This window comes from Paenisporosarcina antarctica (assembly GCF_004367585.1).
GTDB lineage: Bacteria > Bacillota > Bacilli > Bacillales_A > Planococcaceae > Paenisporosarcina > Paenisporosarcina antarctica.
Map to the genome: position 1 here is coordinate 3392051 of NZ_CP038015.1, position 18362 is coordinate 3410412.

Here is an 18362-nt window from a genome sequence, read left to right on the forward strand (position 1 = left end):
TCATGACCACTAAAAAACAACCTCTCCATGTTAGAGGCCACTGAAAGAAATTCAAGGCGACATTTCGTTCGTATTGAATACTCTAATCCTTAAGTAAGGTCAAAATTCATAGTCTATGCTTCAATTCCCTATTTTCGCTTCTTTATATAGTGTGATGCATCTTCTATCGAAATGAGATAGTTTATGAAATACTTTGGCATAAAGCTATTCACTATTTAAAATTGAAATATATTCTAATCCACTTCATCAAAACTATTAAATAAATTATTTTGATCAATGTATTGAAAGCCTAGTTTGACTGGAGTAACCCCCTTTAAACCGTAGGCAGCTATAGATTGATACGCATATTCACCTTTTGTAGAATACAATTGATTGTTCGGTGGTCATATAAAGATAGCCAATTCTGTTATTAAATTAACACCAAAGCAGGATAGTACAGCAAGAAAAAAGAATATGTAGAAGTATAGGTTAAGTGAGAGGTGGTCATCATGGTTCAGAAATTTTCTAAAGAGGATATTTAATCATTTAACCGATACCGAAGAATCAGAAAAAAGACTATATTTAACGTATCCAGGATAGTGGGAAAGAACCTAAGATTAAAATTCTTACACATGGCATGGAAGATAATCATACAGCTCTAAAAGTTGCAGCAGCAATTATAGATTTAATAGGGAAAGACAAATTAATAAATAGAGCCCGTGGTTGGCATAAGTGGTGTTTTTGGAAGAGTAGAAGTGAATCAGTTGATATCACATTATGAAAGACAGCAAGTTAAAATAGACGAACCAGTAGTTTTAAAACGTTTAAATCTTTTGTTCCGATATAACATGACAGATATTGAACTATATGACGAAACAAGACGTGCTTGGAGAGTAAGAGCTGATAGAGAAAAAGCAAAATATGCTTTCTCAGTATTTGTTGGAATTGTTCATGAAGTATACACGATACTTACAATATTATGATGACTCAAGAAATACAAATACAACACAATATAAAATGATTTATAAATAGACACTTTAATTTTAGATTCCCGAAATAGGCATCAAATAAGAGTACAACCGAATTCCTATTTTCAGTAACACTTCAGGTTATAGGAATTTTTTCTGTTACTTGTCCATATGGTAAAGATGAAATACACTGAAAGGATATTAATTCGTTAGCATCACGCAGCACTTCACATATGTCGTATATGGCAAAAACTCCAAAAAAGGAAGTGTTAAACAATGAATTTAGAATTGGTTATGCAGGAACTTGAAGCTCTCGGCAAGGATCGCACAAAGAAAATGTACGGATCCAATGGAGCGCAAGAACCATTTTTTGGCGTGGCAACAGGTGCTATGAAGCCCATCGCCAAGAAAATTAAAAAAAATCAACCTTTGGCGGAGCAACTATACACCACAGGTAACTATGATGCCATGTACTTTGCCGGTATAATTGCGGACCCAAAAGCAATGACTGAAGCGGATTTTGAGCGATGGATAGATGCTGCTTATTTTTATATGCTGTCCGATTATGTGGTTGCAGTAACCTTGTCAGAAACAGATATTGCACAAGAAGTAGCAGATAAATGGATCGCAAGTGGTGAGGAACTGAGAATGTCAGCTGGCTGGAATTGTTACTGTTGGCTTTTGGGTAGTCGCCCGGACGGTGAATTTTCTGAAAGCAAAATTAACAATATGCTTGAACTTGTACGAAATACGATTCAAGATTCTCCTGAACGAACTAAATATGCTATGAATAATTTCATTTACACTGTAGGGGTCTCTTATTTGCCGTCCCATGATAAGGCGGTAGATACCGCAAAGTCAGTTGGCCCAGTAGAAGTCAATCTGGACAAGAAAAAAAGCAATTTCATAGTCGCTTCTGAAAATATTCAAAAGCAAGTAGATAAAGGGAAAATTGGTTTCAAACGCAAACACGTCAGATGTTAAACTACTTCTTTGTCTGATTCATTTAAGTTGATCATTGAATGTACAAGCATTGTCGGATTACAAGTTTTAATTAAAGCAGCAAAACACACTATTTTTTAACGAAAGGAGTCTTATTATGCGATTACAAGGGAAAAAAATTATTGCTCTAGTGCATCATGAATTTGAGGATTTAGAGCTTTGGTATCCAATTCTTAGGCTCCAAGAAGAAGGCGCAATTGTTCATCTTGTTGGAGAAGAAGCAAAAATAAAATATATTGGGAAATACGGTGTACCTGCCCTTTCCGACCTAGCATATAGAGATATTAATCCAGAAGAATATGATGCGATTTTGGTACCAGGAGGTTGGGCACCAGATAAAATACGACGATTTCCTGAAGTAATTTCTTTAATTCAACATATGGATGCAAATAAAAAGCCGATTGGCCAAATTTGTCACGCAGGATGGGTATTAATTTCGGCTAGAATTTTACAAGGTAAAAAAGTTACTAGTACACCAGGAATTAAAGATGATATGGAAAACGCAGGGGCGATTTGGTATGACGAGCCCGTTGTGATAGACGGACATCTCGTATCAAGTCGCCGTCCACCCGATCTTCCGGATTATTTAAGAGAGTTTATCAATGTATTGGAACAAAAATGAATCTCCTTAAGAGACATTGTAAGGTTGGCTATATGAAATTATAATTAAAGGTGATTCTAACGATTTTCTATCAGAATCTCTATGTGTTTGGAACCCGGAAATATCTCTATGTATTTATGTAATACCGATAATTCCCTTCTAAAATCTCCATAAATAAGACACCACTTATCTGAAATAAAGCAGATCGATGGTGTCCAATAATGGTGATTCTTTGTTCAGAACAATCATGTTCTCGCAACGTTATTTGTACAGAAAACTATTCTGTTTTTCATATACTAATACAAAAGATACCTCAAAATGGCTAACAGCAAATTGGAGGTGTCTTCTTGTTTATACCAATAGAAGTAAACAATCATATTTACTTTTACCCCATGGACGCTCACTAAATGGATTGTATCCCCATGTTAAATTTTAGTCAATTGTTTGATTTGATCAGAATTGGTTTCAACAAAAGGTAGTGAATCGGATTCAAAGTATACTTTGTACCACACTAAGAACATGAAAATTGTCCAAACTTTTCTTCCATTATTCTTCTTACCTTGATAATGCTCTTCAAGAAGTGCCACTATTTTAGCTTGATTGAAAAATATTGTTGCAGCATTTCCTGTGAAATATTGCTTGATTTCCTGATAGTATTTATCCGTTCGGATCCAATGACGAATTGGTACAGGAAAACCGATTTTTTTACGGTTTGCAGACTTTTTAGGTAGGGCTCTACCAGCAGCCAATCGAAAAGCATATTTTGTGTTAATATGATTCACTCGATATTTGGAAGGAATCTTTGAAGCAGTTGCCATTACATCCTTATCTAAGAATGGAACACGCAATTCAATTGAATGTGCCATGCTCATTTTGTCAGCTTTTAATAGAATATCATCAACAAGCCAGAGGTGGAGATCAAGATATTGCATCTTGGTCACATCATCTTCATGCTTAACTTGATCATAAATTGGTTTAACAATTTCTTTTACTTTTAAAGATTTGCTATAGTCTGAATTAACTATGCCTGTTGCCTCTTCTTCAGAAAATATTTTTGCTTGTCCAATAAACCAATCCTCTACGGGAAGTCCGCCCTTAATTAAGAAGTTTTTCCCTTTCATTTCTGGCATCCACTTTGCAACTACACCTAATGGTTTTCTAATAAGTCGTGAGATTTTTTTATATTTTTTCAATGCCGGAGCTGTTTTATAATCCTCATAACCACCGAAAAGTTCATCTGCACCTTCGCCTGACAGGACAACCGTAACATGATTGCTAGCCAGTTCAGCCAGGAAATAAAGTGGTACAATGGACGGATTTGAATGTGGTTCATCCATCATATATTGAATCTCAGGCAGCTTGCTAAAACAAGTATCCGCGTCCAAAATTTCACTAATATTTTGAATACCCAATTCATTTGACAGTTCTTTGGCATTATCAATTTCTGAAAAGTTTTCATCACTGAAACCAACTGTAAATGTTTTGTCCGGCTTCACAAGGGCGGCTACATAACTAGAGTCAACACCACTTGATAGGAATGACCCTAGTTTCACATCACTTATTTGATGGGCAATAACAGAATCGCGAACAACATCATCGATTTCATCAACCAGTTCTTCCAATGGCTGATTACTTGGCTTGAATTTCGGAGACCAGTATCGTTTTATTTCAACATGACCTTTCTCGAAAGTCATGTAATGCGCTGAAGGCAATTTATATACGCCCTTAAAAAAAGTTTCATTCATAACGGGATATTGAAAAGTCAAATATGGTTTCAATGCATTTTCATTAAATTCCTTTAGAAAATGAGGGTGTGGGATCAAACTTTTGATTTCTGAGCCAAATAAAAGCGTTCCATTCATTTGAGCATAATAGAACGGTTTAATGCCAAACATATCGCGTGCCGCAAAAAGTTTTTTCTCGCTGCGATCCCAGATGACAAAAGCAAACATACCACGCAGTTTCCCTACCAAATCTGTTCCATATTCTTCGTATCCATGTATAAGCACTTCACTATCCGTATGGGTCTTGAAGACATGTCCTCGTGCAACCAAATCTTCTCTGAGTTCAATAAAATTATAGATTTCACCATTGAAAATTAAAACAATAGATTCATCTTCATTATAAATAGGTTGGCTCCCTGCTTCTAAGTCAATAATACTTAATCTGCGGAAACCAAGAGCAACTCCATCTTCAACAAACTTTCCAGAAGAATCAGGGCCACGATGAACTATTCTGTCCATCATTTCTTTTAACACTTTAAACTCATTATCAGTATTCCCAATAAAACCCGTAAATCCACACATCTCCCAATCCCCTTTTAACATTCACTATCTAACTCTAACGTAATCTAAATATCTATATATGGTAATTCCTTATTCTGAATTCTGGTCGACTAATTTCTCCCGTGAAATCATTTTTTCACTCTCACAGGAAGATGAGAAGTTATGGGAATTCCTGAGATTATCTCATGGACAGCCTATTTTCTTTTGTTTTTACTTCACAATACTGTAATACACTTTCGAAGTCACCCGGTAAATCATCCAATAAATTGCCGCGAATGCGAGTACTACTCCGATAAACGACATCAGCCAGGTTGTTTCATTGGTGACGCCAAACATCAGTAGCAATTTCCTTACAATCGGGTAAGCGAAACTCACATGAATCGTAGCGATGACAATCGGCAGAAGGAACATCCAGACAATCTGGGAACGCGTCGATTCCTGAATCATTTCCTTGTCGAGGCCGACTTTCTGCATGATCTGGAATTTCTCCCGGTCGTCAAATCCTTCAGACACTTGCTTGAAGTAAGTGATTAAAACGGTACCGATGGTAAACAGCAGCCCTAGGAAAATTCCAAGGAACAGGAATCCGCCGTTCGTGCTATACCATTCCTCGCGCTGGAGAAGACGTGAATTGTATAGATTCATGCCGCCTGCATCCCAACCATATTCGTCATTCAACTGTTCGGCGAACTCATTTTTCTCTTCCTCAGTGCCTGACGTGTTCCAACCTATTTCAGCATCAATAGTAAAATAATTTGTATCTGGAAATTGTTTTTTAAAATCTGCCTGGATATTCATAAGATGTGAAATATCAGGCAGGACCAGTGCCATCGATTCTGTTAAATCCATTTCCTCACTGAATTCATTGTCAACTTCAGTGAGTCGGTAAGTCTTATCTCCGACTGTCAGCTCATCTTCTCTGTATGTTTTTGTCGAATGGTAATACAGTGCTTCATCGTCTGCCAGGGAATACGAATTCCCAGTCATTTTGTTGAAATCTTCTAGCGGCAGGACCATCATATTAATAGACTTTTCCGGTTCCGCAAGGTTCCCGTCAATGACAAATTGATTTCCCTGCAGTCCGCCGGATAAGGATTCATAGCGGTAGCTCTCGATTTCCGTCACTTCAAGGCCCATTGTTTCTGTTTTCTCGCGTAACCGTTCCTGGAGATTGAAAAACCGGGAATTCATTTCATCGAAGTTCTCAGGATCACCAAAAAGTTTCATATTGTTCTCGTATGGAAAGCGGTTCTCCAAAGTTTCCTCTGACTCGACAAAAATCGTCACCGTCGTGGAAACCGCAATGATGACCATCGACGCCAAAATACAGATATTCGCCAAGCCTACTGCGTTTTGCTTCATGCGAAATAGCATACCCGAGATCGAAATAAAAGCGCCCGGACGGTAGTAGATTCGCTTATTTTTCTTCAAAGCCTTCAAGATGAATATCGAGCCTGAAATAAACAGTAAGTATGTGCCAATGATAACAAGCAGTACTGCTAAAAAGAACTTGGAAATTGCACTGAGCGGGTCTGGAATCGTCAAGGAAATTCCGTATCCCCATCCCAGGAAAATCAGCGATAAGATGAAAAGTATAAGCGAGCCTTTCGGTTCCTTTTCCCCTTCCTGTTTTCCTTTCAACAATTTAATCGGATTGGCAAAAGTAAACTGGCTGACATTATAAAGGAATGTGATACCAAAGATCATGATGAACAGTGCAACTGTTGCCAAAACGGTAATGGGAGAACTCGAATACGTGATATCCGTCGGCAGCCGCAGCAAATAATTCAGCATCATAAAGACCAGACGACCGAAAACCAATCCCGCTAGCAACCCTGCCGCAATGCTCAAAAGACTTGTAAAAAGGGTTTCGAAAAACAGCATTTTGGCTACATGCTTTTTCTCCAGTCCCAAAATCCCGTAAAGACCAATTTCCTTTTTTCTTCTCTTGATAAGGAAACTATTGGTGTACAAGATGAAAATCACCGAAAAGATTCCGATGACAATGGTTCCAATCAAAAATAAGGGCGACAATGAACTTGAACGTTCCTGAACGAATTTATTCGTCAATAAGGACGCCATTAAATAAAGCATCATGATAATCGCTGTCGAAGACAAGAGATACGGAATGTACAATTGTTTGTTCGACTTGATATTGCGCAGCGCCAGTGAAGAAAAGAAGCGGTTATTCATCTTTCTCACCTCGGTCAGACAAGACCTTCAGAGACTGTGAAATGCGATCCATGAATTCTTCAGCGGTTTGATCGCCCCGGTAGATTTCATGGTAAACTGCGCCGTCCTGGATAAATAGGACGCGGTTCGAATAGCTCGCCGCCCGCGTGCTGTGCGTCACCATCAAGATCGTCTGGCCAATTTCGCTGATTCCTTTCAGGATTTCCATCAAATTCTGGGAAGCTTTCGAATCGAGCGCTCCTGTCGGTTCATCCGCCAAAATGATTTTCGGCTGTGTGATGAGTGCCCGCGCCACTGCCACCCGCTGCTTCTGACCACCGGATACTTCATAGGGGAACTTTTTGATATGAGTTTCAATACCAAGTTTTTTGACAATGGGCATCAAGCGGCGTTCCATTTCATCAACCGGTGTTCTTGACAACACCAACGGCAGTAGAATATTATCTTTGATGGTGAAGTTATCCAATAGATTGAAATCCTGGAATACAAAGCCCAGCGTATTTCTGCGGAATGCGGAAATTTCCTTGTCTTTGATTGCCGATAGCGGATTTCCGTCGAGGTAGACTTCGCCACCCGTTGCATCGTCCAATGTTGAAATAATATTCAAAAGCGTCGTCTTGCCTGATCCGGATTCTCCCATAATCGAGACAAACTCCCCTTCTTTCACCGAGAAATTGACCGACTTCAATGCTTCTGTCTTCTGATTTGAAAACCGAGCTGTATATACTTTTTTAAGATTTTTAATTTTTAATAAGGTCATGCTAACCCCTCCTTGCTTCTAATGATACGACAGAAAAGAAAGGGCTGCCTGTACCTATTCTTACAAACGGTATTGCAATCTTACGGTTTCGTAAGATTGTGATTTGGAATTTCTCGGTCTTGCATTTTGCAATCGATATTCCGCAAAACTGCTGCGCTGTCCACAATTTGCGCCGAACTTTCTTAGGCTTAGCGCCAAAGTTGATTTTGTCACTTCGCTATCCCGCAGGAGTTTTCGCCGTTGCTTTATATCTATTAAAAAACAGAAAAAAAACTATCATCTCCATTAAATGGCCTTGAACATTGGTTTCTAAGAGCTGATTCACCAGCTTCAACCCAAAAAAATTGCCCCAAAATCTCTTTGGGACAATTCTCTCTCAATCAAAAACTTCCAATTCTTTTCTCGACATATCAATCAAGACACGCGTCCCTGTGCCTTGTTCCGACTGGATATCCAGTTGATGGCCGAGGCGCTGACAGATTTTCTTACTGAGAAAGAGACCGAGGCCAGTAGATTTTTCGTGGAGGCGTCCGTTTAGACCGGAATAGCCTTTATTGAATATCTTTGGTAAATCTTCCGGCCTGATGCCGATTCCATTATCTTCGATGACCAAGGTCTGTTCATTATTCGTATCCTTATAAATATAAATCGTGCCGCTGCTCGGTGTGTATTTGAGGCTGTTCGACAGGATTTGTTCCAATAGATTTTGCAGCCACTGGCCGTCGGATAAGACCTGCATCCCCACTGTCCGATAATCAAGCTTGATTCCTTTATAGATAAACAGGATGGAATACTTTTTTACCGCTTTTTTGATAATCTCGTCCATATCCACTTCTTCCAAATCCATCTCCGCTCCGGATTCTTCTAGCTTCACATAATTCAAGGCCATATGAGTATAATCTTCCAGCCGCAATAATTCCTGGGCAATCTGTTTCACTTCTTTTGATGCTGAACTCTGGTTCAATAAGCTGATTGCTGAAATCGGCGTCTTGATCTGATGGAGCCACAATATGAAATAATCAAGTTGATCCGCCTGGCGGTCCGCATGCAGATTTTCCAGTTCCCGCAAATCACGCAAGAGTGAATCCAACTTTTCCATATACATCCAGTCTCTAGGATCCGCCCCTTGTGAAACCTCTTCCAAGCTCGACACATTTGCGGTCTGCAGATTCTTTATCAATTCATACCGCTTGGCATATCTGACATATTGGGCAATCAAATAAGCAATAAAAAGAAAAACTGCCAGTTCAAGGCTGTATAAAAAAAGATCCAGAGGCAGCCTTGCCAGCACATACACCAGACCGAAAATTACAATCATCCCCGCAAAAACGAAAAGCTGCGGACGCACCGCCAAGAGAAAGTTTTTCAAAGCTGCAATTTTCGAGGTTTTATTCATGAACGGTCTCCTTATTTAGCGCATACCCAATTCCTTTTTTCGTCATAATGAATCCCACCAAACCGACCTTCGCTAGCTTTTTCCGCAGTCTCGCAATGTTCACCGCCAACGTATTATCATCAATGAACGACTCATCTTCCCATAAGTTGACCATGATTTCTTCCCGGCTAACATATTCTCCTTTCTGCAAAAATAATAATTCGAGAATCTTCAGTTCCGTCCGCGTCAGATCCACTTCCTGGCTGTCGTAATATAGTTTCGATTCACCCGGCTTCAGCACTGTCCGGTTGAAGTTTAGGAAATTATCCGATTCATTGAAATCATAGGTCCGTCTCAAGAGTGCCTGCATCTTGGCAACCGCCACCGTTAAATCAAACGGTTTGGAGATGAAATCATCCGCTCCCATCTGGATTGCCATGACGATATCCATGTTTTCATTTCTTGAAGAAATAAAAATGATCGGCACTTGCGAGACTTTGCGGATTTCCTGGCACCAATAATAGCCATTGAATGATGGCAATGAAATATCCATCAGCACCAATTGCGGCGCATTATTTTTGAACTCTTCCATGACAAGGCTAAAATCTTCCACCAGAAAAGCTTCATGATTCCATTTCCCCAACTCTTCTCTCAGAACACCGGCTATTGTCAAATCATCTTCAACAATCATAATTTTAAACATTATCTCATCCCATTTCTGGATTACTTTAATCCGTATGGTTTTATCTTATCGGAATTTCGCCGTGCTAACTAGAGGGAGAAAACGCCCCTGATGGAGGAATCAGGGGCGTTCACTTTTTATTAATTTACGAGGAGCATTTTCATTGAATAAACTAATTATTTCTTTACACATTGGTCGACACTTGTAATTTTCAACCTATTTACCCAATGCCTTTTCAATAAATACGGTTACCAATTCCGGATCAAATTGAATACCTGCATTTTTTTGCAATTCTACTAGTGCAGCTTCCGCTGACAGTGCAATGCTATATGTCCTTTCACTGGTCATCGCATCGTATGCATCCGCAATAGCTATGATTCTTGACTCAAAGGGTATTTCATTCTCCTTCAAGCCTCTAGGATAGCCTTTCCCATCCCACCTTTCATGATGAGCTAATACATAATCCGCCATTTTAGACATATCATTGGCTGTACTTAGAATTCTATAACCTATTTCTGAATGACGCTTAATTTCTTTCCATTCATCTACAGTAAGTTTACCTGGCTTATTAAGTATATTTTCATTTATAGCTATTTTGCCTATATCGTGAAGTAATCCAACTGTAGCGAGTTCCTCAATTTGATAGTCAAACATTCCAAGAACTTGTCCCATTCTTTCGCATAATTTTGAAACTCTTTGGGAGTGCTGTTCCAACCTTTTGTTTTTATCCTGGAAAGCCTTAATGATCATATCAACTGTATTTCCCCTAATTTTTGGGCTTTCAAATAGTTTAAACGTATACATATGTTTGTCTGCTTTTTTGAATACTTCTTGTATTTTATCTTCTTTATGCTTCTTTGTTTCATAACCAAATGAAATAGAAATATCAATTAAACCTGCTTTTTCTAGTGATGCCAGTTCCAGGATACGTTTAATAATAACCTGCGCTTCAAAAGCATTCGTTTTAGGTAACAGGATAACAAATTCATCCCCACCAATTCTGGAAACAATATCATCAGCCCTGCAACCTTGTTTAATTATTTCTGCAGTTTTTTTCAACAACTCATCACCCATGGCATGTCCAAAAAAATCATTGATTAGCTTTAAACTATTTAGATCACCAATTAAGATAGTCAAAGGTAAGTTTCTAGGCGTATCCAGTCTCTTTAACTCTTCTTCATAAAATCTTCTGTTATATAAACCTGTTAATTGATCATGGTAGCTAAGATATGAAATCTCTTCGTTTTGAAAGGCTAGCTCTTTATTCGCAAAGATTAACTCTTCTGAGCGTTTATCTTTCTCTTTGTTTTGAACGGCCAGTTCTTCATTCGCAATAATTAACTCTGCTGCTCGTTTATCTTTCTCTTTGTTTTGAAAGGCTAGTTCTTCATTCGCAATAATTAATTCTGCTGCTCGGGCTGCCTTCTCTTCGTTCTGAAAGGCCAGTTCTTTATTTGCAATGACTAACTCTGCTGCTCGTTTATCCTTCTCTTTGTTTTGAAAGGCTAGTTCTTCATTCGCAATAATTAATTCTGCTGCTCGGGCTGCCTTCTCTTCGTTCTGAAAAGCGAGCTCTTTATTTGCAATGACTAACTCTGCTGCTCGTTTATCTTTCTCTTTGTTTTGAAAAGCTAGTTCTTCATTCGCAATAATTAATTCTGCTGCTCGGGCTGCTTTCTCTTCATTCTGATAAGCAAGCTCTTTATTTGCAATGACTAACTCTGCTGCTCGTTTATCTTTCTCTTTGTTTTGAAAAGCCAGCTCTTTATTCGCAATAATTAATTCTGCTGCTCGGGATGCCTTCTCTTCGTTCTGAAAGTCTAGCTCTTTATTTGCAACGATTAATTCTGTTGCTCGTTTTTCTTTCTCTTTGTTTTGAAAAGCCATGTCTTCATTCGCAATATTTAATTCTGCTGCTCGGGCTGCCTTCTCTTCGTTCTGAAAGGCTAGCTCCTTATTTGCAATGACTAACTCTGCTGCTCGTTTATCTTTCTCTTTGTTTTGAAAAGCCAGTTCTTTATTTGCAATATTTAATTCTGCTGCCCGGGCTGCCTTCTCTTCGTTCTGAAAGGCTAGCTCTTTATTTGCAACGATTAATTCTGTTGCTCGTTTATCTTTCTCTTTGTTTTGAAAAGCCAGTTCTTCATTCGCAATATTTAATTCTGCTGCTTGGGCTGCCTTCTCTTCGTTCTGAAAGGCTAGCTCTTTATTTGCAATGACTAACTGTTCGGCATAGTCTGCTTTCTTTTCGGTTTGAAAAACCAACTCTTATCCTCCTCACTTAGAGTCCATTCGAAATAACCTCTTTATTGGATGTAATTAGTAGGTACAATATTTATTTCTCCCACTTTCTTTTGCTTTATACAAGGCCTGATCTGCATGTTTAATTAAATCGTCCATTATCAAACCATCTTCCGGGTAAAAAGCAATTCCAATACTCGAGTTAGTTTTATGCATAAATTCTCCCACCTGCACCTCTTGCTGTAAACTAGCTATTATTCTTTCTACGCAATTCAATGCGTCTTCTCTATTTGTTATTTCGGTTAGAAGAATTGTAAATTCATCGCCACCCTGACGTGCTAAAATGTCACACTCGCGGAGTGTAGTGGCCACTTTCCTCGCGAATCTTATTAATAATTCATCCCCTATGGAATGTCCAAATTCATCATTTATCGATTTAAAGTTATCGATATCCATATATAAGAGAGCAAACTTCCTATTATGTCTTTTCGCTTCAGATAATGTTTGTTGCATTTTTTCTTGAAATAATCTTCGATTTGGTAATTCAGTCAATTCATCATGGAAGGCAAGAAATTCCAACTTTTCTTGGAAGGCCTTCCTTTCTTCAATATCACGAGAGACAATCAATAGATGTGGTTTCCCATTTTCTTCATCGATAAAAAAGGAAACTTTTGATTCAACCCACACCCAGCCTTTTGTTTTATGTTTAAATCTGAATTCTGTTTCACTCGGTTCTGTAGAGCGTAACGCTTCGTTAAACTGCTCAATTGCGGTTGGTAAGTCTTCAGAAATGACAATATCCACCGCTGATTTTCCTTCAATTGATTCTACTGGAAAGCCTAAAACGGTAAAAAATGAGGGTGATGCATATTTAACGATACTATTTTCATCAATTATGGCAACTAAGTCTGTCATATTGTCAGCAATTAGTCTGTACTTTTCTTCACTTCGAACTAAAGCCTCCTCTACCGTTTTCCTTTCTGAAATGTCCCTAAATATCATTTGGACAGAGGCTTCACCTTCATACTCAATACCCGTTGCTGTTCCCTCAATTATGAACGAAGAACCGTCTGCACGAATCATTTTTTGTTCTACTTTTTCTTTAGGAATGATTGTATTATTAATAGTGCGCTGAATACGGTCACTTGCAATTTTCTTTGAATCACTATGAACAAAATCTAGAATATTTCGACCAAGTAAGCGCTTTGGTTCGCTATAACCAAAGATCCGAATTCCACTTTCATTGATATAACGTATTACACCTTTACATTGAACATAAATGGGTTCTGGTGATGCGTTTAATAAGGTCTTATACCTATCTTTACTTTCTCTTAAATCAATTTCTTGCTGTTTACTTCTAGAAATATCTCTGGATATTCCAGAGAATGCATTCACGTTCCCATGTTCATCATACAAAGGGGATATGGTAATACTTGCCATAAAAGATTCCCCATCTTTTCTCATGCAAATTACTTCCAACTCTTTTATAGGAATTCCTTTTTTTAATTTTTCACGCCTCTTATGCATTGCATTCATTCTTTCTTTTGGGATCGTAGGCATGGGTTTACCTGAAATTTCTTTTAATTTCCAACCATACAAATTTTCAAATGCCGAATTAACCATTAAGACATTTCCATTCAAGTCGATTACATCCATGGCATCTACTGATGACTCGTAAATTGAACGTAGTCTTTCGGAAGTCTCATGCAATGATATTCTCGTCTTAACCAGGTCAGTTACATCTTTTGCCACAATCATCACACCCACTAGTTTCTGATTGTCGTTAACTGGAACATTCTTCACTTGTAAATGAAGAATGTGTCCGTTTTTGTGATTTACACTTACTTGATAAGTAAGAGATTCCCCCCGTAAAGTTTTGATGAATATACGCTTAGCATTCACTTTTGGATTTAAAATTAACATGTTTTGATAGGTCAATTTTTTTAATTCGTTTAATGTATAGCCAAACATATTAGTACATGTCATGTTACTATCAAGGACATTCCCATGTGTATCTAAAAATATAATAGAATCTGGATTATTGCTTATCAAAGAATAATACACCTCCAGAGACAACCTGTTGAATAATGTCTCCATTCGCTTCATCCCCCTTTTAGATGTATAGTAGATTTTTTTGGAATACGATTGATATCCAATTCAAAGAAATTATGTCCGCATATTCCTATGAGATTGAGCAAATGAATTTAAATAACCTTATCAATAGGATTAATTGCTAATGTCAGTCGAAAAAGCGCTTTTTATATAACACCCCGGCTTAGATTGCGCATTATATTGCAGAACGATAAGAAAAACCAACCTCAAAATTTATAGTTGGTTTTCAATTTTACTCAACAATTCTTATGTGTAATAAAGGGTAGTTTAACTTCAACTTTGGTTCCTGAATTAAGTTTACTCTCAATGAAAATTTCACCTTTATGTTCAATAATAATTTTATAACTACTCATTAATCCAAGGACCATTCCCTTTTCTTTGTTGCTATAGAAAGGCTCTCCTAGTTTTTTAACAGGATCTTCATTCATCCCGCATCCTAGGTCACTAACAAGAACAATAATCATTTCTTCATCTTTTTCTCCATTGAAACGTTGAGTACTCCACCATTAGTCATGGATTCAATCAAGGAGCTGGAAAAATCGTTTAATCGATGTCAACGGGTTACGAATTTCATGGGATACGCCTTCGGCTAACTCTCCAACTACAGATAATTTTTCCCATTTTCTCAAATGGTCATAAGCCCTTTTTATTCTGTTATATCTCGAATAACAACAACGAAATGTTCAATGTCACCGTTATCCCCCATGACAGGTGTAATTTTTGCTTCTAAGTTAATCAATGACTGGTTTTTATGAATAAAACGATATTGAACAAGATTTGAAGTTTTCGTTAACATGATTTTACTGAAAGCGTTCTCAACCAACGGCAAATCTTCTGGATAGACGAATAAAAACCCTGAAGAACCAATTAATTGATCTACTGGATATCCTTTTACAATTTCACTAGATGGGGAAGTGTATAGGACTACCCCATCTTTATCCACAACAGTGATGATATCGCTCGTATTTTCAGCGATTAACCGGTAGTTAATTTCACTATACCTAAGGGCTTCTTCTATCCGTTTCCTTTCCGTAATGTCAACGCAGGAGGCAATAACTTCCACCACTTTCCCCATTCTAAACACCGGTCGTAAAGTGGCCAGGTAAACAATGCCATTTTCACTTCCTTCGTAGGAAACATCCTCCTCCCCTTGCCACGCTCTTTGATAAAACGCTTCTTTTCTTACAGCTTTTTCCAAAGGCAACATTTCTGAAAGTTCTTTTCCAATAACTTTTTCAGGAGATAATCCAATCCGATAAATTAATTTCCCTTCACACATGGTATGAATTAATTTCCCATCTTTTAATTTGTATTTAAGCGTCATACCAGCCTGTTGACGAATCGTTTCTTGCAACTCTTGTTTCGCCATTTCTAATTCTCTTTCCAACCATAGACGATGGCTTATTTTGCTGGTTAATCCAAATCTTCTGATGATTTTTTGCAAGTCAAGGAATTGTATCTCTATGTTTTCTGCTGGTATAGGCTTACTCATTAAATAACCTTGTACTGCGTCACATAGATTTTGTTGGAGAAAGTCCAGATGTTCTTTCGTCTCAACACCTTCAGCAATTACTTGGATATTCAAGTGATGAGCCATTGAAATGATAGTTTTGACAATTGTGGCATTGCTTTGGTCAAGATGGCAATCTCGAATAAAGGACTGATCAATTTTTAAGCAATCAATCGGAAATTCTTTCAAGTAAGACAACGAACTATAGCCCGTACCAAAGTCATCAATACTAATTTTCACACCTAATTTTTTCAATGCCTGCAAAATGCTGATCGTTCGGTCTACATCCATGGTCATACTTTCAGTAATTTCAAGGTCTAGGTACTTCGCATCCAATTTTGTTTCAGCTAGTATTCGCTCCACAACTTCCACTAGATTAGTTTGAGCAAACTGACGAGAGGAAAGATTGACCGAAACTACGATTGGTGGGAAACCAGCCATTTGCCACGCTTTATTTTGAGCGCAAGCCGTTTTCAATACCCACTCCCCAATCGGAATAATGAGCCCTGTTTCTTCTGCGATTGGAATGAAGTGTAACGGTGAAACTAACCCTCTTTTTGGGTGATTCCATCGAATTAGTGCTTCATTGCCAATATACTCTCCCGTACTTAAATGGAATTGAGGTTGATAATGCAGCATAAACTCTTTCATATCAATCGCTTTATATAAATCCATTTCGAGTTTAAGATTCTCTCTTGATTTCCCATTCAGGTCCACTGTATAAAAGTGAAAGCTATTGTTGCCATGCTTTTTTGCATAGTTTAGAGCAGAATTGGCCATATCCAATAAGTTTTCAGTTGTATCCCCGTCAGTCGGATACAGACTTATTCCCATACTCGGGTTCACATACAAGTCATGTTGGACATTGGTCAAAGGTTGGGCGATGGCCCTTAAAATCGTTTTTGCTAGTTGTGTCGTGCGTTCATGATCTGTATTAGGCAAAAGAATGACAAATTTATCTTCCTGCCATCGAGTCAGAATATCCCCGTCTCCCAGCACCTGCTTGATTCGTTCACTTGCCAACAGTACAAGGGAATTTCCTGTTTCCTGACCGACAGTATCTTTAATCGTTTTCAGTCGATCCAATTCGAGCAATAAGACAGCCATTTCTTTATGGTCTTGTACTAATTCTTCTAATCGTTCATTCAAAAAATTACTATTAGGTAGTCCTGTCAAATAATCGTAATAGGCCATATGTTGAATGGTTTCTTCCGATTTTTTGCGATCTGTAATATCGACAATTGTTCCGATTAACGCATTTTCCCCTCGATATCTTGCTGTAGATCCGTAGACTTCCAAATACACGATTGTTCCATCTTTTTTTATGGCCCGATATTCGTATCGAATCGATTGTACGATGTTGTTCATTCTTTTTGAAATATTTTCGGTAACAAGTGGAATATCTTCTTCATATACATAATCTTTAAGCTTAAGTACGGATAGTTCTTCCTGGCTATAACCAAAGATTTCCTCCAAGCGCGGATTTGAATAGACAACTTTATCATCCTGGAAAATATATACACCCATTATGGATTGTTCTACTAAACTTCGATATTTCGATTCAGCTTCAATAAGCGCCTCTTTTGCATGTTTGGATTCGGTAATGTCAGTGAAGATACCAAAGACGCCCACTACTTTACCCTCAACAATAACAGGGATATTCTTCACTCTCAAATCCATTTGATAGCCGTATTTATGGAGAACCGCAGCTTCATAAGTGGTTACAGTACCTTCTGCTGCTAAGTTGAATTGGTGGATAATAAGTTCCTGATCTTCCGGAATAAAGAGTGAAGTGAAATTTTCATGAAACAACTCTTCAAACGAGTAGCCAAAAATTTCATTTACCGATTTATTGTAGTCTTCGAAATGACCTTTCAAATCAAATAATAATATGGCCTCCGAATTATCTTCGAATAGGGACTTATAGTATTGTTCATTGACTTTAAACCGAGCCGTTTGATTCGATAATTTAGCGTCCAGATACGAACTTATGAGGACCAATATGACCATAAAAATTGATCCTATGCCGATGAACGTTGCTAGTTGGCTGGCATCTATCGTTTGAAAATTAGTGCTTTCTGGATATGAATGGTAAGTTAATTCACCGCTAAACATCGTTATGTAATGCATGATCGATATAGATAGCCCCATAAGAATGCCACTGAATAACTTAGTATGTATAGATAGGATTGTTTCTTTTATGCGGGTATCGTAGATAACTTTATAAAAAAATGACAGATGGAATAAATGCAAAAAGAACTGATAGTAGAAGTATTAACGGGTTATAAGAAATGTCGGCGTTCATATGGATAGATTTCAGCCCACTGTAATGCATGCCTACAAGACTGCCCGCCATAATAAAACAACCAAAAATAAAATTATTTTCACTTATCTTATCTTGGGAAACAATCAATAAAGTAATGAATGATGAAAAAACGGAAATAGCAAAAGAAATACTTAAAGTCATGATGTTGTAATTAATAGTGGCGGGCATATACGCAAGCATTCCAATAAAATGCAATGCCCAAATTCCTCCACCCATTGTTAAAGAACCAACAATTAACCACAATCCCCTTTTACGTCTGCTTACATGAAACATTCGAGCACTAACATCAAATACCGTAAATGAGGTAAGCAAGATAATGATAAAGGAT

General features: G+C 37.9%; 12 protein-coding genes and 2 pseudogenes. 3 read left to right on the forward strand and 11 right to left on the reverse strand.

The features are described from left to right. Positions 1-734: 734 nt before the first annotated feature. The 3 genes from E2636_RS16170 to E2636_RS16180 all read left to right on the forward strand — a co-directional run bounded on the left by E2636_RS16170 (position 735) and on the right by E2636_RS16180 (position 2571). Positions 735-962: a hypothetical protein gene (locus E2636_RS16170; protein WP_134211137.1), complete on the forward strand. Its 228-nt coding sequence runs from the start codon at positions 735-737 to the stop codon at positions 960-962. Between the two features lie 261 nt (positions 963-1223). Beyond that, positions 1224-1931: a DNA alkylation repair protein gene (locus E2636_RS16175; RefSeq protein ID WP_134211138.1), complete on the forward strand. Its 708-nt coding sequence runs from the start codon at positions 1224-1226 to the stop codon at positions 1929-1931. Positions 1932-2046: 115 nt separating this feature from the next. Beyond that, positions 2047-2571: a type 1 glutamine amidotransferase domain-containing protein gene (locus tag E2636_RS16180; protein WP_134211139.1), complete on the forward strand. Its 525-nt coding sequence runs from the start codon at positions 2047-2049 to the stop codon at positions 2569-2571. Between the two features lie 404 nt (positions 2572-2975). On the opposite strand, the gene asnB is transcribed toward E2636_RS16180, so the two are convergent. The 11 genes and pseudogenes from asnB to E2636_RS16240 form a co-directional block, all read right to left on the reverse strand. Then, positions 2976-4856, reverse strand: coding sequence for an asparagine synthase (glutamine-hydrolyzing) (asnB, locus tag E2636_RS16185; protein ID WP_134211140.1), 1881 nt, complete (start codon positions 4854-4856; stop codon positions 2976-2978). Positions 4857-5045: 189 nt separating this feature from the next. Then, complete coding sequence (locus tag E2636_RS16190; protein WP_134211141.1) at positions 5046-7028, reverse strand: FtsX-like permease family protein; 1983 nt, start codon at positions 7026-7028, stop codon at positions 5046-5048. Then, positions 7021-7788 (reverse strand): ABC transporter ATP-binding protein, encoded by a 768-nt coding sequence (locus E2636_RS16195; RefSeq protein WP_134211142.1) that lies wholly within the window; start codon positions 7786-7788, stop codon positions 7021-7023. The genes E2636_RS16190 and E2636_RS16195 overlap by 8 nt, the downstream gene beginning before the upstream one ends. A 376-nt stretch (positions 7789-8164) precedes the next feature. Further along, positions 8165-9184 carry a sensor histidine kinase gene (locus E2636_RS16200; RefSeq protein WP_208324094.1) on the reverse strand — a complete coding sequence of 340 codons (1020 nt, stop codon included), beginning with the start codon at positions 9182-9184 and terminating at the stop codon, positions 8165-8167. Then, the gene (locus tag E2636_RS16205) at positions 9177-9866 is read right to left on the reverse strand and encodes a response regulator transcription factor (protein ID WP_134211143.1); all 690 of its coding nucleotides are present in this window, start codon (positions 9864-9866) and stop codon (positions 9177-9179) included. The genes E2636_RS16200 and E2636_RS16205 overlap by 8 nt, the downstream gene beginning before the upstream one ends. A gap of 195 nt (positions 9867-10061) precedes the next feature. Beyond that, the gene (locus tag E2636_RS16210; RefSeq protein ID WP_243840681.1) at positions 10062-12110 is read right to left on the reverse strand and encodes a diguanylate cyclase; all 2049 of its coding nucleotides are present in this window, start codon (positions 12108-12110) and stop codon (positions 10062-10064) included. A gap of 54 nt (positions 12111-12164) precedes the next feature. Continuing rightward, positions 12165-14183 carry a PAS domain S-box protein gene (locus tag E2636_RS16220; protein ID WP_166669556.1) on the reverse strand — a complete coding sequence of 673 codons (2019 nt, stop codon included), beginning with the start codon at positions 14181-14183 and terminating at the stop codon, positions 12165-12167. Between the two features lie 251 nt (positions 14184-14434). Next, positions 14435-14662, reverse strand: a complete 228-nt coding sequence (locus tag E2636_RS16225; protein ID WP_134211145.1) for an ATP-binding protein — start codon at positions 14660-14662, stop codon at positions 14435-14437. Positions 14663-14722: 60 nt separating this feature from the next. Beyond that, positions 14723-14871 (reverse strand): annotated as a pseudogene (locus tag E2636_RS19600) (histidine kinase dimerization/phospho-acceptor domain-containing protein); the annotation flags it as partial. A gap of 36 nt (positions 14872-14907) precedes the next feature. Next, positions 14908-17859 (reverse strand): annotated as a pseudogene (locus E2636_RS16235) (EAL domain-containing protein); the annotation flags it as partial. A 70-nt stretch (positions 17860-17929) separates the two neighbouring features. Further along, positions 17930-18307, reverse strand: coding sequence for an MHYT domain-containing protein (locus E2636_RS16240; RefSeq protein ID WP_134211843.1), 378 nt, complete (start codon positions 18305-18307; stop codon positions 17930-17932). Positions 18308-18362: the final 55 nt, after the last annotated feature.